This is a genomic window from Candidatus Thiodiazotropha sp. AKAK3, assembly GCF_058244645.1.
In genome coordinates this window covers 64033-84620 of record NZ_JBSYOQ010000070.1, presented here as the reverse complement: position 1 = coordinate 84620, position 20588 = coordinate 64033, and the positions used below count along the sequence as shown (strand labels likewise).

General features: G+C 50.0%; 17 protein-coding genes. 10 read left to right on the top strand and 7 right to left on the bottom strand.

The window, feature by feature from the left end:
* Positions 1-383: 383 nt before the first annotated feature.
* Positions 384-1040 (bottom strand): class I SAM-dependent methyltransferase, encoded by a 657-nt coding sequence (locus tag AC4IE7_RS18635; RefSeq protein ID WP_490778371.1) that lies wholly within the window; start codon positions 1038-1040, stop codon positions 384-386.
* Between the two features lie 179 nt (positions 1041-1219).
* On the opposite strand from AC4IE7_RS18635, the gene AC4IE7_RS18630 reads away from it, so the two are divergent.
* On the top strand, positions 1220-1381 hold the full coding sequence (locus AC4IE7_RS18630; protein WP_490778370.1) for a hypothetical protein: 162 nt from the start codon (positions 1220-1222) through the stop codon (positions 1379-1381).
* Between the two features lie 26 nt (positions 1382-1407).
* Here AC4IE7_RS18630 and AC4IE7_RS18625 read toward each other — a convergent pair whose 3' ends face one another.
* The 5 genes from AC4IE7_RS18625 to AC4IE7_RS18605 form a co-directional block, all read right to left on the bottom strand.
* On the bottom strand, positions 1408-3495 hold the full coding sequence (locus AC4IE7_RS18625; RefSeq protein ID WP_490778369.1) for an ATP-binding protein: 2088 nt from the start codon (positions 3493-3495) through the stop codon (positions 1408-1410).
* Positions 3496-3506: 11 nt separating this feature from the next.
* Positions 3507-4199: a proteobacterial dedicated sortase system response regulator gene (pdsR, locus tag AC4IE7_RS18620; RefSeq protein ID WP_490778368.1), complete on the bottom strand. Its 693-nt coding sequence runs from the start codon at positions 4197-4199 to the stop codon at positions 3507-3509.
* 83 nt (positions 4200-4282) lie between these two features.
* Positions 4283-7219, bottom strand: coding sequence for a bifunctional diguanylate cyclase/phosphodiesterase (locus AC4IE7_RS18615; RefSeq protein ID WP_490778367.1), 2937 nt, complete (start codon positions 7217-7219; stop codon positions 4283-4285).
* A gap of 8 nt (positions 7220-7227) precedes the next feature.
* Positions 7228-8436: a TonB-dependent receptor gene (locus tag AC4IE7_RS18610; RefSeq protein WP_490778366.1), complete on the bottom strand. Its 1209-nt coding sequence runs from the start codon at positions 8434-8436 to the stop codon at positions 7228-7230.
* Positions 8405-8824 (bottom strand): substrate-binding domain-containing protein, encoded by a 420-nt coding sequence (locus tag AC4IE7_RS18605; protein ID WP_490778365.1) that lies wholly within the window; start codon positions 8822-8824, stop codon positions 8405-8407. Before AC4IE7_RS18605 ends, AC4IE7_RS18610 begins: the two co-directional genes overlap by 32 nt.
* A gap of 363 nt (positions 8825-9187) precedes the next feature.
* Between AC4IE7_RS18605 and AC4IE7_RS18600 the strand changes: the two genes are divergently transcribed.
* The 6 genes from AC4IE7_RS18600 to AC4IE7_RS18575 are packed head-to-tail and all read left to right on the top strand — an operon-like array spanning position 9188 to position 14151.
* Positions 9188-9880, top strand: coding sequence for an OmpA family protein (locus AC4IE7_RS18600; RefSeq protein ID WP_490778364.1), 693 nt, complete (start codon positions 9188-9190; stop codon positions 9878-9880).
* Entirely contained in the window at positions 9877-10038 is a 162-nt protein-coding gene (locus AC4IE7_RS18595; RefSeq protein ID WP_490778363.1) for a hypothetical protein, read from the top strand. The genes AC4IE7_RS18600 and AC4IE7_RS18595 overlap by 4 nt, the downstream gene beginning before the upstream one ends.
* Positions 10016-12097, top strand: a complete 2082-nt coding sequence (locus AC4IE7_RS18590; protein ID WP_490778362.1) for a marine proteobacterial sortase target protein — start codon at positions 10016-10018, stop codon at positions 12095-12097. The genes AC4IE7_RS18595 and AC4IE7_RS18590 overlap by 23 nt, the downstream gene beginning before the upstream one ends.
* On the top strand, positions 12088-12660 hold the full coding sequence (locus AC4IE7_RS18585) for a class GN sortase (RefSeq protein ID WP_490778361.1): 573 nt from the start codon (positions 12088-12090) through the stop codon (positions 12658-12660). Before AC4IE7_RS18590 ends, AC4IE7_RS18585 begins: the two co-directional genes overlap by 10 nt.
* 52 nt (positions 12661-12712) lie before the next feature.
* The gene (locus tag AC4IE7_RS18580) at positions 12713-13423 is read left to right on the top strand and encodes a type 1 glutamine amidotransferase (RefSeq protein ID WP_490778360.1); all 711 of its coding nucleotides are present in this window, start codon (positions 12713-12715) and stop codon (positions 13421-13423) included.
* Positions 13424-13428: 5 nt separating this feature from the next.
* Complete coding sequence (locus AC4IE7_RS18575; RefSeq protein WP_490778359.1) at positions 13429-14151, top strand: L,D-transpeptidase family protein; 723 nt, start codon at positions 13429-13431, stop codon at positions 14149-14151.
* A gap of 141 nt (positions 14152-14292) precedes the next feature.
* Here AC4IE7_RS18575 and AC4IE7_RS18570 read toward each other — a convergent pair whose 3' ends face one another.
* Positions 14293-14964 (bottom strand): c-type cytochrome, encoded by a 672-nt coding sequence (locus AC4IE7_RS18570; protein ID WP_490778358.1) that lies wholly within the window; start codon positions 14962-14964, stop codon positions 14293-14295.
* Positions 14965-15418: 454 nt separating this feature from the next.
* Here AC4IE7_RS18570 and mrcB point away from each other — a divergent pair, with 454 nt between their 5' ends.
* The 3 genes from mrcB to yoaA all read left to right on the top strand — a co-directional run bounded on the left by mrcB (position 15419) and on the right by yoaA (position 20407).
* Positions 15419-17749, top strand: coding sequence for a penicillin-binding protein 1B (mrcB, locus tag AC4IE7_RS18565; protein ID WP_490778357.1), 2331 nt, complete (start codon positions 15419-15421; stop codon positions 17747-17749).
* 167 nt (positions 17750-17916) lie between these two features.
* Positions 17917-18414: a hypothetical protein gene (locus tag AC4IE7_RS18560; RefSeq protein WP_490778356.1), complete on the top strand. Its 498-nt coding sequence runs from the start codon at positions 17917-17919 to the stop codon at positions 18412-18414.
* A gap of 79 nt (positions 18415-18493) precedes the next feature.
* Positions 18494-20407: a DNA repair helicase YoaA gene (yoaA, locus tag AC4IE7_RS18555; RefSeq protein ID WP_490778355.1), complete on the top strand. Its 1914-nt coding sequence runs from the start codon at positions 18494-18496 to the stop codon at positions 20405-20407.
* The last annotated feature ends 181 nt before the right edge of the window (positions 20408-20588 follow it).

The following is a 20588-nucleotide window of genomic DNA, read 5'->3' as shown; positions in this document are numbered from 1 at the left end:
TCGCTGGCGTCTCTTTTTTCCGCTGAAATTCTTTAGGGCAGGGCCACGCCGTCACCAAAAAACTATGTAGAGTCGTAGGGTGCGGCCCTGCCGCACCATGAACTGTCTCAAGAGAACTCCACCTCTGAATAGGTGCCAAAATAGCCCATTCGGCAGCTCTTCAAACAGCGCTGTCTACGCCAGCTGGTGATGATATGCTGCTCTGCTATTCGGTGAGTATCATCCAGTAGAATGGTGCGGCAGGGCCGCACCCTACCCATCGGTTATTAACGGTAGGTCGTTCGCGTCTTTTTTTCCGCTGAAATTCTTTAGGGCAGGGCCACGCCGTCACCAAAAAACTATGTAGAGTCGTAGGGTGCGGCCCTGCCGCACCATGAACTGTCTCAACAGAACTCCACCTCTGAATAGGTGCCAAAATAGCCCATTCGGCAGCTCTTCAAGCAGCGCTGTCTACGCCAGCTGGTGATGATACGTTGCTCAGCTTTTCGGTGAGTGTCATCCAGTAGAATGATGCAGTCGTTCGAAAGTTGCCTCTCCATAATCGGTAGCAGTCCATAACGACCGCCAGGAATACTGCCCGGTGGACCATCACAGATAACGAGTTCGAATGTCAGGTTTTTATCATTTGAGGGGATCTGATACCAACGATAATCGCCATAGTCGGCTAATGGCGCGTAGATCAACTCGACATGGTTTAAGCGCAGTTTTTGGAGAATGCGTTTCAGGTGTTTGAACCACTCCCGATTATGTTCAAATACTACGAATTGACGCTGCTCTCTCTGAGTCAAAGCGGCAATCAGCAGGGTGGTGGCACCAGAGCCACACTCCAGAATGGGACCACGGGTCTTTAATGCACGTTCTCCGACATGACGCAGATAGGAGATACCCGCTGCATATCCGATATTTCCCCAGGCTATTGCCAGAAGCAGGATATCGATTCGACTGACTACACCATCCCGAGTTGTCCTTTTTAAACGGGCACTAGCCAGAGAGAGCAACCAGAGCTTGAATGAGAGGAGATGCTTTTTTAGATCGATCATCTGTAACAACTGCTTAAACTACTATTGAACAACGTGCACCGATTCTATAAATAATCAGAAATTCTTAAAAAATAAAATAGTTCGTTTGTAAAATGATTTTAACCCAAGGCTGTTACATTGGTGTTAAGAGGCACTTCAAATAAACAGAGGTGCCCTTAATAGTTATCTTCGGGGTTAAAATGATCGATTGGGAATGTCTCGATAGAGATGAGCAGATCAAGCTTCGGGAAGAGTTTGGTTATTATCTTGATAGATTACCTCCGACCTGCTCACTTGATATGAAAATAGCCCGCTTCAAGGATTGGTTGAGTGAGCGGGGTATTCAGATTGATATGGAGTGACTCTATTTCAGTTATAACTCACTCTCTCACTGAAGTGGCAGCTCGATAGCAATACAAACGCCATCGTCCAGGTTCTCGGCCCAGGCACGGCCTTGGTGAAATTCAGAGATCAGACGTACCAGGTAGAGGCCAAGTCCCAGGTGCGGATCTTGTCGATGGGAACTGGGTCGTTGGCTGCTCATTGAGTTGAACATATTTTGCTGAATCGCTTCATCGAGTAGTGGCCCCTGGTTGATCACTTTAAGGGTTACCAGACCTCCACTCCGAATATCCAACTCGATGCAGATTGGTGTATCTGGCCGATGATAATCGACTGCATTGCTGATCATCTTATCCAGAGCCTGGCTGATCAGATCGGGGGAGATGTGGGTGATGATAGGTCGGTCGGGTAGTTTGGCTTCAAACAGGGCTTCCTGGTAGCTGTCTGCATATCCCTGACAAAGTGCGCTCAACAGGGCTGTGAGATCGGTTTTTACCAATTCTGTGTCATTCAGTGCCTGCTCCAACCTTGTGGCTTCTCGCAAGCGAGTCAGTATTTGATTAAGCCTGCGTGTGCCCTCTTGAGCACGCATGGCATAGGTCAAAGCGGTAGAGTGATTTGATCCGCTGTGAGGATCAGACTCGATCTCGGCTTGAAGATTCTCGAGGGAGGATTGGATCACAGTCAAGGGTGTTCGAAACTCATGGGCAAGTCGAGATGCCATGGATTCAAGGTAGTGGCTATAATCTTTTGTTCGTTCCAAAACGGCGCTCAGGCTGACATCGAGTTGACCCAGTTCATCTCCCTCGTCTGTTGCAGTTAACGCCATGAGGATGCGCCCATCCCTACTTACCGACTGCTGATATTTACGGCTGAGACGGGTTATGCGGCTGGTTAAGGATGAGGCCAACAGTAGCAGGCTGCCGCCGGTGATAATGAACAGCCCCAGGCTGATCAGCAGCAGATCTTCAATAGCACTCTGCTGCAGGAGCAGTATCTCCTGGGTACTTTGTTCGACGATCAAAACACCCTGAATCGATCCATCGACCCTTATCGGATATGCACTCGAAAGCATTATCAGCTCTGTACCAGGGGCGTTGTATCGATAGACAGCCCCCTCTCCAGAGAGTGCCTTACGAATTTCGGGGCCATCCAGGCGACCAAGTTTCTCCCGTTTTTCGAATGGCTCTTCAGGAGACTCCATTAACAGTAGTGAGGCCAGGCGTTGTGGCAGGCTATCTCCATCGTTTGATAGTGCAGCGATGGTGCCATGGCGTCCAACTACCTGACGTTCTCTGTTGAGCAAAGTGTAACGATGGCGTTGGCTCTCCATACCCTCTAACCATTGTTCGGCCTTTGCGGTTGGTAGGGTGAGATAGGCTAGGCTATGGTCGTTGAGCCAGCCGGATGTGGAGGCAATGCCAGCGGGTTGCTGCTCAAATTGGTCGATATCAACGGCGACCAGTGAGAGTCGTCCATTGATCAAAGTGCGGGGTATAGAGAGCTCTACTCTGTAACCTGAGCCGGTCTCCTGCCACTCACCAAAAATGCGCGACTGGGTGGTGTTGCCTCCAACCTCTTGTACATTGACCCAGCCCGGAGATGGTGTGCCTAGCAGGAAACGTCGGGTTTTACCTTCAGATCCCGGAATGGCAAGTATCAGATGGTCCCCTGCCTTGATTTGACGTTCGTTGCGTGGATAGACCAGCTGCTCATCATAGACCTCAATCAGCAGATAGAGACTTTGATCATAAAAACCGGCCAGCCAATCGAAAGCGACAGCCTGATTTACCGCACTGCGGGCACTGAATCGTTCTGATTGTGATTTGAATTCGAGCCAATCTTCATCGTAGCCATCGATAACCGGTGTTTCAGACAGGGGGAAGGCGTAGAGTGATTTGGACGAGCCTGGGGAATCAGCTGGGTTCAGTAACAGCCATTCGTCAGCCTCTGAAGCAAGCATATTGGCAAGGATCTCGGCACGATTCATGAGCAAGCGCTCCTGGGCTTGCCTGAGGGTACTCTCCATGCCCTGGAGATAGTGATAACCGGCCCAGGGGATGAGCCATAGGGTGAATGACGCCAGCAGCAGCTTAAAACGCAGTGACCGAAAGAAGCTGGGGGAGTTTTGCATGCCAGCCCGTATCAGGATTTCCAGCGATATCCAGCGCCGTAAACCGTGTCGATTTGAGTGAAATCGGGATCGATCTCCTGAAATTTTCGCCGAATACGCTTTATATGGGTGGAGATGCTGCTGCTATCCACATAGATCTGCGCCTCCTGCATAAGTTGATCCCGACTGCGAACATGACCTGGGTGGCGTACCAGGGCGTGAAGCATCCAGAACTCGGTGACGGTCAGGCTGAGAGGAGTGCCCTGCCAGTTCGCCAGTAATCTGTCGATATCCAACTGCAGTTCGTCTCGTTGTAGAGGCTGTTGTTGACTAACCGGCTCCAGCATGGCCTGAATGCGTCGAAACAGCGCAGAGATACGTGCCATAAGATGGGGTAGGCTGGTCTCTTTACTGATGTAATCATCTGCACCGAGACGCAAGCCGGCAACGGTATCGAAATCGCTATCCCGGGCAGTGAGGAAGATGATCGGTAGCTTGGTGGAGCGACTACGTAACTCCCGACAGAGTTCAAATCCCCCATCCACATCATCAGCCAGACCGATGTCGAGGATAACCAGATCAGGTAGGACATCTACGAATGCTGAGAGGGCCTCAGAACGGGATGCATAGCCTTTGACGTTGTAACCTTGACGTGTCAGGTAGTCGATATAGTTGTCCCGTATCGCCTGTTCATCTTCGATAATGGCGATTTCTCTTTTAGCCACAGTGTTGCCCGATCATCAATAGCGTTGTGTTAGTGTTAACAGGCCCTAAGCGGGATGATTATAACCCTATCCTTGTCGTGCGGCTAAGGCGTTGTCTGTAGCTGGGGGGAATCGTTGTTTTTTCTATTAAACCCAAGCACTGGAATTTCCGGGGAAGGTCGCCCGATATAGTAACCCTGGGCATAGATAACACCGATCTCTTTGAGGAGTTTCAAAGTCGCTTCATCTTCGACGAATTCTGCAACGGTATCTTTTCCAAGAGCATTCGCCATCTCTGTCAATGCCTTGACAAAGACTTGATCCATAGAGTTGGTTGGTAGCTGTTTGATAAAAGAGCCATCAATCTTGACGATATCCAAAGGCAACTCACGTAAATAGTAAAATGAGGAGAAGCCAACGCCAAAATCATCGAGGGCAAAACGACAGCCGATGGCCTGTAGTTCTCTCATCAATCGTTCAGCTGCATTGACGTCAGCAAGGGCAGCTGTTTCGGTCAGTTCAAAAACCAATCGGGTAGGGTCGATATCATTGCTGTTCACCAGTTGGGTCAGCTGAGGAAGAAGTTCCGGGTCGTCAATGACTCTGCCTGACAGGTTGATCGATAAGGTTATATCGATATCATGTTGATTGAGACTGGCCAGTTTTTCCACAGAAGCACGTAGCACATAACGGTTGATACGATGAATCAGACCGGTGCGTTCGGCCACAGGAATAAACTCCCCGGGCATGGAGATGGAACCATCCTTTTCCACCATTCTGATCAAGACTTCATAGTGGGAGATGATGCCGCTGCTGATCTCCAGGATTGGCTGAAAGTAGAGTATGAAGCGGTTGTCAGTCAGTGCTTGTTCGATCTTGTCTTTCCAGGTGGCACGGGCACTCATCTGCTCTCTAGCCTGTTCGCTGCTGGAGAAGAGATGCCACCGATCCCGCCCAGACTCCTTGGCTTGATACATGGCAAGATCTGCATTTGAAAGCAGTTCGTTGGCATTGCTACCATGATTGGGATAGGCGACGATGCCGATACTTGCTGAGACCCGATGACTATGCCCCTTTAGTGGAATTGTAATCTTCTTCAGCTCACTCAGAATCTTGTCGGCATAAATGGTGGCAGAGGGGATGTCCGCTTCTGGTATTACAATGGCAAACTCATCACCACCCAGGCGGGCAATGAGGTCGGTTGAGCGGGTAATCTCACGCAACTTTCTGGCAACGATCTGTAACATGGCATCTCCAGTATGATGTCCACTTGAATCGTTGATATATTTAAACTGGTCAAGATCAAAAAACAGTAGTGCACTGGAGTGGTTGTAGCGCTCAGCCAAGGTAATGATTTTTTCAAATTCAGATTGAAAATAGCGGCGATTGTTCAGTTCGGTAAGTGGATCGTGGTTGGCAAGCCAAGCCAGGCGTTGCTCCGCCAGTTCCCGGTCGGTTATATCGAGTCCGATGGAGAGTACCACCGGTATTCCTGCAACCGGCTTTTCTATCAGGTTAGAGTGTACCCAGGATATGGTTTTATTCTGTCCGTCTGATGAGAAGGCTGATGCATCATGCTGGTAGACATGGATCATGCCTTGCCGTAGACCGTTCATAACTGGAAGCATCTCGCCAGCAACCTCAGCATTCATGAACAAGTCACCGAAAAAACCACTGCTGCGCCGATAATCTTTAATGCCGATGAATTTACATCCTTCTGTATTCATGGTCAGGATGGCACCTTCAATATCTTGAGTCAGGATGATCACCTGGGCGCTGTTCATGATAGTGCTTAGGAAATCCCGCTCTGTTGCAAGCTCTTTGCTGCGCTTGATCAAGCTGTTGGTATTGTGTGCGATCTCTTCGTTGAGGCTCTCCAGGGTGTAGGTTAATTCTATTGCAGAGTCACTGGCGACATCGATCTCGTCCTGATACCAGTTGTGGTGCTTTAAGCTGAGAGTTTGGCGTACCTGGTCAAAGGCGTTTTTTGCCAGTAGTGGCAGGCTGTCGGAGATCATCAGCAGACGTTTCATCGGTTGCCACAATACTGCTGCCAGCAGCAGTTCTGAGAGAATAAATCCCAGAATACCAATAAGAACTGATTGTGTGGTGGCCTGGTTAATCTGATCTACTACCGGTGTGATATTGCTCACCAGGATGAAATCGGCAGACAACACAGAGGTATCGCTGCTTGCAGGTACCAGGTTGAATGTATAGTCCTGTCCGTTGTGGTTGGTGGTATAACCCGTATCGATCAATGACTTTAAGTCAACTTTTTCTGCGGTGTCCTGAAGCAGGGGGAGGAGTCGTTTCAGGTTACTTGAGGCACTGATATATCGTTCCCAGGTATTTAAAAATCGAGAGTGGGTGTTCAAGCGGGAAGCATTATCTATATGGCTGATCACTGCAATGTCAGTTTTCGCCAGTTCGTTGAATTCGATGATCAGGTCTGCGATAGAGCGTCCTACCAGTATGACTCCGGCATACTCCCCCTTATAGAGTAACGGTGAAGCGACGTACTGACTGCAGCGAACATGACATTGCAACATAGTCATCGGCGTCTCTAATTTGTTGACTGAGCTGACCAACTCTTTGAAAGGGTCGCCTAATGTACCCGTCTGCCATTTAAACTGCAGGATATTATCCTTGCTATAGTATGCCGCCTCTTCAAGTCCCCACTCCATCTCCAGGGTGACTGCGCTATGCATGAAGAATCGCTGTAGTTTTTCACTTAATGGCGTGTCGCTGGTTTGAGTCGCCGCTTCTGCAAGAGATGGGATCATCAACGCGATCTGTTCCAGACGATAGAAACTTGTGTCAAGAAGTGATTTGACCTGCCTGTTCTGTTGCTCTTTTATCTGTAATTGATAGGTGTCGAATAGCTTGAGTTGTTGTAGATATCCCATGCCTGCAAGTCCGGCATTCATGATCAGAACCACCAGACTGAAAAGTAGCATGACTTTCCATTTCAGACTGAGAAAATAGAGATCCTTTTCCTCCTGATGTTGATCGATAATTCCATTTAGTTCGTTAGATTGCATCTGACTACTCAAAAGCTATAGGAGATAAGCAGAGAGAATAGATTCCATTCACGCGACTTGTCATTAGGTGAGGGATTTTCCAGATTGGAGAGGAAAATTGTTCCATCAACCCTACTGAACTCAGTGCGCAAAATCAGTCCATCCGTTGCCTCCCAGAGGATGCCCAGCGTAGAAAATCTACTATAGAAGTTATGAGCATCCAGGCCTAATCTCTGACCTGTTTTTTCGCCTCTTTTATCCCCTTTGTCATAATGACTCTCTTCGTATCTGGCGATCAACTCCAGGTCATCCCGCAGACGGTAGGTTCCCTGCAGGTAGTAACCATCCAGAGTGGTATCAGCAATATCAAGTGCTCCGGCAAAACCTGTGTAATCGAGAGGCTCCTGCATGTACTCAGCGGTCAGGCTCCAATTGCCACTGTTGTACTCGGCTGAGACTACCCGGTAGTCGATATCTATGGTGCCGTCAGGTAGCATGTTTGTTTCGCCATCAAGCTGTAGTGAGGCACTGCTATAGGCGAGTCTGAAACGACCTCCATCCCATTCGTAGAGTAAGCGTCCACCCACTGTCAGACCATCCTGCTTTAATTTCGGATCGAGTACCGGGTTCAGGTAGGACTTTTCAACATTTTCATCAATTGGCGTTCTGCCTCCAATCAGTCGTAGAGAGAGTCGGTGAGAATCGATCTGCAAATCGCCAAACAGTTGAGCACCATCATTCGAGAGTACCATGTTGCGTACACGATCCCAGTAGATGGCTTGGGGCATGAAAATGCTGGGTCGGGTTGCGGCTACATCCCGAGTGTCGTTGTATAAGCCGAAGGGGTTTTTATATCGTCCCAGAATGACTCCGAAACGGTCAGCGTCCTGCATATAGAGTGTGGTGTCGATCTGCGCGTAGTCCAGGTCCAGGGAGCCGTCATACATCTCTCCTGCATCACGGGAGAGGAGTTGGGCCGAGGCAAATATTTGAGGTGAAAACCGGTAGGAAGTGTTGACGCCCAACTCCCGGAAATCCCAGCTACCATCCTCGCTGTCGCCAAAAAAACTGTTTTCAGTGGTTTTTACGTAAGCCTGAGTCAGGAAGCCATGGATCTGCAAGGCTCGATCGAGTTCAGCAAACTCAGTTGCCATCGCGCTACTCATAGGCTGATATAGCAGTACTAACAGCAATGCGATCCAGTGCTTATTCAACTGAGAGTCTCCGTACGCGCTCATTGATAAGATCCTCGGGAAGATAACCAATAGCTCCAGACGTATTTTCAATCTGCTCTAACATCTCAGTCTCGGACTGAACCTTGATTGGTGCTTGCCCCATACCAGAATAGATCTGACGGTTCCAGGCACGACGAAGCTGATGTGGAAAGACACCTAAAATATGTTTAGTAAATTCGGAATGCTGTTTGGTTTTATCTCCCATAACAAAGACCCTGATGGGAGTACCGTTAGGCCATTGGGTCATACGCATACTGAAAATGGAGCGCAAAGTATTCTGTGAGACGATCTCAGAATCGATGTCCCGGTTTGCGACTAGTTCGACGGAAGATGCTGTGTTACAAAAACAGAGCAGCAAACCGACTGCAAATGCTCGATAGGCAGTTGTCATTTTTTAAAAAAGAAATTCCATGCAGTTGCAAGTCCATGTCGGCATCCCTAATAGGTAACTTTAGTCCATAAAAAGATAATGGTTTTATGGCAGTTTAATTTAATACTGTTCGGTCAGCTGCAACGTTGACTGTTTTTATCTCCTGGTCAGGTCTCGTAAGCTACTATGTTGATCCTATGCGGTCAGTGAATCAACTGCCGCCATTTTTCTGCCAACTTTTGTCATCGGTTAGCCCTCATTTTGTACCTAATAGGCCAACTCTGTGGTTTGTAATAACACTCGGTAATCAAAGAATACCGGCGCTGGCATGGAGTGCCACTTCCACCAAGGATGGTGCGCTGGTTCAACATCCGGGAGTTAAAAATGAAAAAACATCTTATTGTCGTAAGTCTTGCAAGCCTCTTTCTATGTCAGTCTGCTGTCGCTCAGGATCAACCTGAACCTGTAGATAGAGAGACATTCCACAGTTCCCTGCTTGGGCTTCTTGCTGGTGGGATTCTTGGTGGTCCACCTGGAGCTGTTATTGGCTATGCCAGTGGCGCTGTAATCGGTGATCTCGAATCAAAGAATCGACAACTCGAGGAGAGCTCCCAAGCCCTGGCTGATAATCAGACTAGCCAAGATCACCTGTTGGATCAAGCGCAACAGCATCAAGTGAATTTTCAGCAGCAGAAATCGGGGGAGCTAGATCAACTGGCAGCATTAAAAGAGGGTTTTCGCTTCTGTTTGGGCTTTCGTACCGGCAGTAGTCTGATAGAACCAAAGATGGCCGAACAACTCGATGCCTTGGCAAAGATGCTTAACGCCTTTCCTCAGTTTAAGTTGTTGATCGAAGCGGGTGCTGATCAGCGAGGTTCTGAAGCGTTTAATCATGAGTTAAGTCGAGCCCGCGCCGATGCGGTTGCCAAGCTGCTGATCGATGCCGGGCTCCCTCGTAATCGACTCTCGACACGTTACCAGGGTGAGTCGGCTGCAGAGTATCCGATGAATGATCTGGAGGGGCTGGCTTTCGATCGCATGGTGCAACTCACTCTGTTGCATGGGGAGTCCTCATGAAAAACAGACGCCAACCATTGAGTGAAGCCTTTGTTTACGGCTCTCCCGAACGGGTGCCTGGATTCAGTTTTCGTTGGACCTATAACGGTCTACGCCAGGCAGAGGGTCTGAAAAAAAGAGAACGTGGAGGCAGAGATGAGCGTAAGTCCAGAAACTGATCTCAAAATACCTGTGAAAAGCCTCTGTAACCCAGACTTTGTCAAGGATATGTTACTGACTTTACTGGCTGCGTTGATGACCGGTGTGTCAGGGAGTATGTTGTTGATAATACTTGTATTATCATGGGGGTCAGCGCAGGCTGATCCGGCTGAAAGATTGACTGCCCAACTGCAACTGACAAGTCTCAATGGGCAGCGCATTGAGATGGCTCCCTTGCTCAATACCGAGGTAACTATCAACGTAACCGGTATGCTCGCTTGGGCCAAAGTAGAGCAGGTATTCACCAATCCAACTCAATCATGGATGGAGGGTAGCTACCAATTTCCATTGCCTGAGGGATCTGCGGTGGAGCGTATGAAGATGCAGATTGGGGATCGTCAAATCGAAGGTGTGATTGAGGAGAAGGCAGCGGCAAAACGGATCTTTAAAAAGGCCAGGGCCGAGGGTAAAAGGGCCAGCCTGTTGACTCAGCAGCGTCCCAATATCTTTACCTTGGCGGCGACCAATATTGCACCGGGTGAAACGGTACGAATCAGTATCGAATTTCAACAGAGAGTTCACTACTCTGGACGACGGTTCGAATTGCGTTTTCCAATGGTGGTGGCACCTCGTTATCTGCCAGACAGCGTGCAGGCCTCAGAGGCTAATCAACTATCACCACCCTACATTGCTCAGCGTGCGGGTCTGATCAATCCTTTGTCGCTGCAGATAGATATCGATGCAGGAGTGCCTCTGGCTGAGGTGATCAGCCACCATCATAAAATGGTGGAACAGCGGGCTGAGCAAGGTGTAGTCAGACTTAAATTGGCTGATGGCGAGGTACAGGCAGATCGGGACTTTGTCATCAGTTGGCGTGCCGAAGTTGGCTCAGAGCCTGAGTTGGCACTGTTTCGTGAGCATTGGCAGGAGAGGGATTACGCACTGCTGATGCTGATGCCTCCAGATGCAGCAAAACCTGAAGAGATCCTCTCGCGAGAGCTGATCTTTGTCATCGATCACTCGGGGTCGATGAATGGTGCCTCAATAAGGCAAGCCAAGGCAGCTTTAAGGATGGCGGTCAGTCGTCTTAAGAGTAGAGATCGATTTAACTTGATAGCCTTCAATAGTCATAGTGAAACCCTCTTCTCCTCACCTCAGAACGCCACTCAAACCAACCAGAGGCGCGCTCTGGACTTTATCGATCAGCTTAAGGCTGAGGGGGGCACAGAGATGATGCCAGCGCTTGAGTTGGCTCTGAATCAGTCGCAAGAGACTCATCTTCTAAGGCAGGTCGTCTTTTTAACAGATGGTAGCTTGGGGAATGAGCAGGAGCTGTTTGCTCTGATTCAGCACAAGTTGGCAGAGAGTCGTCTGTTTACGGTTGGCATCGGCTCTGCACCGAACAGCCATTTTATGCAACGTGCTGCAGATTTTGGCCGGGGTTCTTTCAGCTATATCGGACATCTGTCAGAAGTGACGCAAACCATGCAGGGCCTATTTGAAAAGCTTGAACATCCCAGTATGAGGAATATTCAACTCGAATGGCAGGGCAGGGGAGAGCTTGATGTTGAGCCACAACGATTTCCCGATCTCTACTTGGGAGAGCCGCTGCAGCTTGCACTCAAAGGGGATCACTTGGAAGGTGTCCTGGTTATTGCAGGTGACAGGGATGGTAAGCCTTGGAAGCGCCGTGTCGAAATCACCGGCGATCAGACCCATAAGACAGGTATTCATGCTCTCTGGGCAAGAGAACGAATCAAAACAATCATGGCCTCAACCGCCACCACAACCCAGGAAGAGAGGCGGGAACAGGTATTACAGCTCGCCATGGATCATAAATTGATCTCTGCCTATACGAGCCTGGTGGCAGTGGACAAAACACCGGTTCGTCCCCTCGATGCAAACCTGCAAGGTGGTGATATACCTGTGAGTCTGCCTGCGGGCTGGTCGCCAAAGGCGGTCTTTGGGCGTTTGCCTCAGACAGCTACCACTGGACCGCTCTATCTGATGATTGGCATGTTGCTGATCCTTGTGGCGGGGTTAATCCAGGTTTTCGGCCTGAGAAAAAAATGGGCCTGAGGCTTGTTTCACTAATGTTGTGTCTGCTCGGGGGGGGGATGTTGAGTCACTCCTTCTGGATTGAAGCCAAAGCCTGGCTGGCTGAAGGATTGATTGAAGCGGCCTGGCAGAGGACGCTGGCAGGAGAGGGCCATACTGCACCATGGCCCTGGGCTGATACCTGGCCTGTGGCTCGACTCGAGTCACCTCGCCTGGGTATTACCCGGTTGGTGTTGAGTGGTGACAGTGGCGCGACCATGGCATTTGGACCAGGCTGGGCAGAGCACTCTGAGTTACCCGGTGAGGAGGGACGCAGTTTCATCTCCGGGCATCGCGATACCCATTTTAGGTTTCTCAAGGATCTGTTTATTGGTGATGAACTTAGGGTGCAGAGAGCAGATGGCAGGATTGTGGTTTATCGCGTCACAGAGCGCCGGGTTGTCGATCAGCAACAGGGGTGGCATATGGCACTCGAAGGGCCGCAGGAGTTGCTGCTTGTGACCTGCTACCCTTTTGATGCGCTTATACCTGGCGGCCCGATGCGATATATCGTCCGCGCCGAAAAAACAGTTGATGTGTGGTAGAGCAGTGTTTCAGTTAGAATCATATCCAACGACTGAGTAACTGCAAATATTGATGAAGCCAATCCGTATCTTTCGACATCTGGTCTGCAAACCCCCTGGTTATCTGGGGGACTATCTGCAACAGCGCGGCATACCCTGGGAAGTGGAGTGTGTCGATGAGTCCCGCCCGATTAATCCTAGAACAGATGATGTTTCCGCTCTGGTCTTTATGGGGGCAGGTGTCAGTGTCAATGATCAGCTCTCCTGGATGGCGGGAGAATTGGCGCTGATGCGTAAAGCATTTCAGGAGGATCTGCCGATTTTGGGTGTCTGCTTCGGTGCGCAGATGATGAGCCGGGCTTTAGGCGGCGAAGTCACTCGGGGTAGTGAGATGGAGATTGGCTGGCACCCTGTTCGCGCCATTTCAGAGAATGATCAAGCCGCGTGGCTTAAAGGCCTGCCTGAGCGCTTTATGGCTTTTCACTGGCACGCGGATACCTTCACTTTACCAGCAGGTAGCCGATGGATAATGGAGAGCGACTGTTATCCCCATCAGGGATTTACCATCGGCGACCATCTTGGCCTGCAGTTTCACCTTGAGATGACCCCGGAGATGGTGAAAGGTTGGATTGATCGCTACGGCAGTGATCTGCAATCGAGTTCGACATGTTGCCAGTCAGCAGAGAGCATCCTGCAGGATCTTGATCAACATATTACTCAATTGCATGAGATCTCTGCCATCATCTACGGTAACTGGCTGGAGAGGGTTTTACGCAGACAATGAGATTATTGGCTATAACACTGATGTTGGGTTGGGCATTGGTGGCTCAGGCCATCACCCACGCCCCACTGCAGACAGTAATGGATAAGCTGAATGGAGAAGCTGCCCAACGAATTGCAGAGCGTTTTGAATTGGCTGGGGTGGACTTTCCGCCACAGCGGGTGCAGTTGATAGCATTGAAGGAGAGTCGCCGCCTTGAACTATGGGCCTACTCCGAAGAGCGTTGGCGCTTTATCCACGATTATGCCATCTTCGCCGCAAGCGGTGGCGCAGGACCAAAATTGAGAGAGGGAGACAAGCAGGTACCAGAAGGTTTTTATCGCATTGTCTCACTCAATCCCAACAGCCATTTTCACCTTTCAATGAAGCTTAACTACCCAAATACTTTCGATTCAGTTCAGGCCAACCTGGAGGGCAGGCATTCACCTGGATCGAATATCTACATCCACGGTAGCGCATGGTCAGCGGGATGCCTGGCAGTTGGAAATCACTATATCGAAGAGCTCTTTTATCTGGTGGCCAAGGTTGGCGTCGAAAAAGCGAATGTATTGATCGCACCTTACGATTTTCGTACCAGAGCGATGACTATTGCCGATGAACCGGTCTGGCTGGAGGAGCTCTACACCTACTTGAAGTTGCGCCTTGCGAAATTCCCACTCTCAGAGAAGATGTCAGCTTGCGGGCAGGGTTGCGCCAATGCAGGGTTACGGCAACAGTTAGGCCGTTATTGAGATACTCAACCTAAAAAAATGAGCATGCATGAAAGTGGAAATGCAACAGAGGATTGTTGAATTTATCGATGATGTTCAGTCAGTGGCACCTGAGCAGGCAAAGATTATTAATGCAGCGAGAGATTTGTTTAATAAGACAAATCAATTCAGGTTGGCAAGATAGGTGGCTACAGCATCCATATCCCGATCACTGAGACGGATGGCAACACCGGTCATCCAGACGTTGGTTCGTCTGCCAGTGCGGTCACGAAACTCTTTTAGCATCTTGACCACATAGTCGAAGCGTTGTCCTGCAAGGCGGGCATAACCCTCCTGGCCACGGGCATCTTCTCCATGACACTCAACACAGACCTTTTTGTAGACCTGTTGGCCCTCCTGGAGTAACTCAGGAATTCCGCCACCAGATGCTTTCATCTCCATGTCACTGAAGTAGAGGGCGATCTTGATTTTGTCTTCCAAAGAGAATGTCTTTGCCAGGTTAGTCATTAGATAGTCGTTGCGACGACCATCGCCAAATCGCTGAAACTGGTCGACGATATAAACAGGATTCTGACCTGCAAGATTGGGTGTCACCGGCTGGACTGCAATGCCATCTTCCCCATGGCAGGTCTTACATAATATGGTTCTGTCTCGTCCCTCTTTGACCATCTTTTTTTTCAGCGCTTTATCTTTGGCGATTTCAGCAATGCGATTTTCGAGCATATTTCTCAGCTGTATTGCCTCATCTGTATTCACCTCCGCCCCTATTACAGATTGATTCAGTATCAACAGCAGAATAGGTAGTGACAACAACCTGACAAAAAGTGATTGCATGTAGTTATTCCTAACGATGTTCAGTAATCTTGTTCTATTTAGCGACCGTTTTTTTTGAGACTTGATTCACGAAACAGTAATCTAGGCATTTATTGCCTTAAGGGAACCTCTATTAACAGGTTCTAGTAGTCGCTTTGGTAGTGCTGATCATCCAGGCACGCCTCTCCGGAATAGGTTCATATTCAGGCGAGCGCCCCTGCCGCACAATGCCCAACTGAAAAGAAAACCACCTGACGAACTGACAGCTTGTTTCTACAGCGGCTCATAGTAGCGAGAAAGCTACCCAGGATTTCTTAGGAATCCGTATGCTGATGGTGCCGCGGGGTCACACCCGTCACTAGAAATAATTCCGGACATTAGTGGATCAGTCTGGGGAATCGTCGCTAACACCCCCAACTACTTTTCGGTAAGCTACGGGCCATATTTCGAGTCACCGGAACATTATAGAGAGTAAATGGCGAAGCAGCGTAAAAAAAACAGTCGAAAACAGTCCAAACCCAAGCGGGGTGGTCTATTACGGCGCTGGCTGTTGTTGGGGGTGACCACCTTGCTGCTCGCTACGCTGCTCTATAGTCTCTACCTGGATCGGGTGGTACAGGCACGTTTAGAAGGTCAGCGTTGGTCTCTGCCGGCAAAAGTCTATGGTCGCTCTCTTGATCTCTATCCTGGAGCACCTGTCACCCTCACCCACTTGAAGCAGACGCTGGCTGGATTGGGTTATCGCAAAGTAAAGCACCCTGATCGGCCTGGTGAATATTCGAGCTATCGTGAGCGTATATTGCTGCGCACCAGGGCTTTCCGGTTCCCGGACATCGATCGCTCCAGTGACTATCTGGAAGTGGTATTGAACGATAAGGGTGTTGAATCATTGAAACGGGCTGCCAGTGGCGAACCTGTTGGACACTACCGAATAGAGCCCAGATTGATTGGAAGCCTTAGATCCGCCCAGGGTGAAGATCGTATCTTACTGACTCGGGATGAACTGCCTGAGATGCTGGTCTCTGCACTGATTGCTGTGGAGGATCGGAATTTCTACCAACATTTTGGTATTGATCCTATCGCCATAGGACGGGCGTTGTGGGCCAACCTGCGCGCCAAGCGCGTGGTTCAGGGGGGAAGTACCCTGACCCAACAGCTGGTAAAGAACTTTTTTCTCACCTCAGAACGAACGCTTTGGCGAAAATTCAATGAAGCATTAATGGCGGTAATCATCGACATGCGCTTCAGCAAGGATGAGATTCTCGAAGCCTATGCTAATGAGATCTATCTAGGGCAGCAGGGTGGACGGGCAATCCACGGTTTTGCTTTGGCCAGCCGGTTCTACTTCAATCGGCCGCTACAGGAGTTGGATCTGCCGCGGCTTTCGATGCTGGTAACCCTGGTACGAGGGCCCTCAGCATACGATCCAAGGCGACATCCAAAGAGAGCCAAGCAGCGTCGACACCTGGTACTGCAACTGATGCAGGAGCGGGGGGTGATCGATGCTGTTCAAGCCGACCGGGCCAGTGAGGCTCCTTTGGGTGTGGAACAGGGGCGTTTGCGTAGCTCGGGTAGTCCCGCATTCATGGATCTTGTAAAGCGCCAATTGCGTAGGGACTATAAAGAAGAGGATCTGAATGCAGGTGGTTTAAGAGTTTTTTCAACCCTCGATCCCTGGCTTCAGCAACGAGCTGAATTAGCCCTCTCACAGCAGTTAAAATCTCTGGAGAAAGCACGTAGTATCCCCTCTGGAACCCTTCAGGGTGCACTCACCCTGGCCGATGTGGAGACTGGTGAAGTTACCGCCCTGGTGGGTGACAGAAACCCCAGGTATGCTGGTTTCAACAGAGCGCTGGATGCGGTGCGGCCTGTAGGCTCATTGATCAAGCCAGCGGTCTATCTCAGTGCCTTGTCTCAACCTGGTCGCTACAATCTATTTACCCCATTGGAAGATAAGCCGATTCGTATCAAAGGGGGTAATGGTGAGATCTGGGCACCGGAAAATTACGACAATCAGAGTCATGAGAATATCAACCTGCAGCAGGCACTGGTGGAGTCTCTGAACCTGGCAACTGTCCATCTGGGTCTCTCTGTTGGCTTGAAGCCAGTTACCGAAAGCCTCTATGAATTGGGCATTCGACGCCCCATGTCTGCCTATCCTTCCCTGCTTCTCGGGGCAGTATCTCTCTCTCCGCTAGAGATGACTCAGATGTATCAGACACTTGCCAATGGGGGATTCAGTGCGACACTGAAATCGATTCGGGGGGTAACCGATGGTAAGGGTGAACCCCTGTCACGATATCCACTGGAGATTGAATCCAGGGCAGATGCACGGGCAGTCTATCTGTTGAGAAATGCCCTCAACGAGGTCACGCACAGCGGAACAGGAAAAGCATTGCAATGGTTGCTACCAGGCGATGTCGAAGTGGCGGGTAAGACCGGTACAACAGATAAACTGCGCGACAGCTGGTTTGCCGGATTCGATCGACGACGAGTGGCAGTGTCCTGGATAGGGCGAGATGATAATGCACCTACCGGCCTGACCGGATCCTCTGGTGCAATGCGTGTCTGGGCCGAGTTGATGAAGAGTATAGGCATCTACTCCCTGTCTGAAGAGTTGCCTCGGGGTGTGGAGATGGTGGCGATTGATCCAATAACCGGATTGCGTGGTGAGGGGTGTCGGGATGCGGTCAATTATCCTTTCATCAGTGGTAGTATGGCATTGGAATCGGCGCCGTGCGCCCGCTCATCTTCGCTCATGGATGATGGGGTTGAGTGGTTACAGAGCCTTTTCAGAAAGAAGTGAAAGATCAAACTGAGTGTTATTATCCCGGCATGCTTAGTTGCCGGTTTAATAGTTGTGAACAGCAAAGGTAGATGATTGAATCCTCTATCTGTTTGAATCATGCGAAAATAGTACAAGATAGGCTACAATCCCGCCTTAACCCCATTCTTGGTACTAGGAGTTAGTACTTGACCGTATATGCTGCCGATAAGTTGATTGCCCAGGCTCGGGTATTAGCCGCTGAGTACCGGCGTACCATGGGCAAGCCCCTTCCTGGGATCAGCAATGAAATTGCTGAGTTCGATGCAATGAAGTTGCTCCAGCTTGAAGCCAACGACAGTGGAGAGGGCGGCTATAACGCAATCGATCGTGGTCGTGGTGATAAACGCATTCAGATAAAATCCCGCACCATTTTCGATGAGAGCAAGTCAGGGCAACGTATCGGCCAGCTCAAGCTGGAGAAGGCGTGGGACAGTGTGGTGCTGGTACTCATGGATGAGGATTACCAACCTTATGAGATCTATGAATCCGAGCGGGATGATATCCTGGAATATATCGAAGAGAGCAGTAGTAATCGAGCAAAACGAGGTGCCATGTCTGTGGCACGTTTTAAAATTATCGGCCGACTCGCATGGACACGAGAGAGTGGTCTTGAGCCTGAGGTCTGGGATAACCAGACAGATTGATTTTGACGGCAGGCAGCAGACTTCAAAAAGGCAAACTATTGGTTGCCAGTTCAATGATTCCATCCCTGGGCGATAAATTATGACCGATATTGCTGAGATATTCGGCCCTGAGGGTTGGCTTGCCAGTCGTATTGACGGTTTCTCATATCGACCGCAGCAGCAGGAGATGGCGCAAGCGGTCGCTGACATCATTCAGCAAAGTGGTGTTCTGATCTGTGAAGCGGGGACGGGTACTGGAAAAACCTTTGCCTATCTGGTGCCGGCATTGATGTCGGGGCGCAAGGTGATTATCTCCACCGGTACAAAAAACCTTCAGGATCAACTCTATCATCGCGATCTGCCAAAAGTACGGCAGAGTCTTTCAAGCCCGGTATCCACAGCACTCTTGAAAGGGCGAGCCAACTATCTCTGTATTCATCGCTTGGAAAATACACTGGTCGAAGAGATACGCCTTACCCGGGAGCAGCTGGGGCAGTTGGAAGAGATACGTCGATGGTCGACAGCCACAAAAAGCGGTGACATCAGTGAAATGCCTGAGATTGCCGAAGATGCCCCGGTTTGGCCAGTGGTAACCTCCACCACGGAGAATTGTTTGGGTCAAGAGTGCTCGGCCTACAGCAAATGTCATCTGGTTGAGGCACGTAAGCGGGCGCAGGAAGCCGATCTGGTAGTGATCAATCACCACCTGTTGTGTGCAGACCTGGCGCTCAAGGAGGAGGGGTTCGGAGAACTGCTACCCAGTGCAGACTGTTTTATCCTCGATGAAGCCCATCAATTGCCGGAAGTGGCGGGCAACTTTTTTGGTGTCACACTGAGTGGACGGCAATTAAGCGAACTGGCTCGGGATTGTATTACTGAATATCACCGTGAAGCCAAAGACACCCCTCAGCTACTTGAACGCGCCGAACGTTTGAAACAGGCCTCTCAGGATCTACGCCTCGCCTTTGGTCTTGAAGTTCGAAGAGGTGCCTGGTCAGAGCTCGCTGATAACCCATCGGTCAGTCTGCATCTTGAACATTTAGAAGAGGCCCTCGATCATCTGCTGGAGGCGCTGATTGCCATAGAGGGTCGTGGTAAGGGGCTCGATAGCTGCAAGGAGCGATGTGAGCTTCAAATTCAACGTCTGAAAGGTCTGTTGGATGAGAATGATAGTGAGTCGATCCGTTGGTATGAGACCCAACGACAGAGTTATCGTCTTAACCGCACGCCTTTGGAGATCGCCAAAATATTCCGTGGTGTTATGCAGGAGCATCACGCTGCTTGGGTGTTTACCTCAGCCACCCTGGCAGTGGGTGATAGTTTTGAGCACTTTTCCAGTCAACTCGGACTGCAGGAGGCTGAAACCCACTGTTGGGATAGTCCGTTCGACTATCCGATGCAAGCGGTGTGGTATGTCCCTCAGGGATTGCCTGATCCCTCAGACCGGACTTTCAATCGTACTGTATCGGATCTTTCGCTGCCTATCCTCAAGGCCAGTAACGGCAGAGCATTTCTGCTCTATACCAGTCATCGTGCCCTGCAGGAAGCTGCGGAATATCTTGAGGATAAGCTCGACTATCCCATGTTGGTACAGGGCACAGCACCACGTACAGAACTTGTGGAGCAGTTTCGAGAACTTGGGAATGCGGTGTTACTGGGGACTTCAAGTTTCTGGGAGGGTATAGATGTTCGTGGGGAAGCACTCTCCTGTGTCATTATCGATAAGCTCCCCTTTGCATCACCTGGCGACCCCGTACTCCAGGCACGCATCGATGCCTTGCGGCAACGAGGTGGTAATCCGTTCATGACCTTCCAGTTACCACAAGCGGCAATCGCTTTAAAACAGGGCGCAGGGCGTTTGATTCGGGATGAATCCGATCGTGGCGTGTTGGTCATCTGTGATCCACGCCTGTTGAGCAAACCCTATGGCAAGATTTTCATCCGCAGTCTGCCGCCTATGACCAAGACACGTGATTTGGCTGTTGTGGAGCGTTTTTTCAAAATAGTGGATTGAGTCAGCTATTTCACCTTTAGCCTAAGAAATCATCTTTCCGGATCGCTGCTGACCTTCCGTTCCATTTTTAAGCAGATGTAAAAAGCCCCTCGCCCTTGACGGGAGAGGGGTTGGGGAGAAGGTGTGCGCCAAGCGCATAGTGAAACTAAAGCGTATACAGCACGATCCGATCAATCCCCGT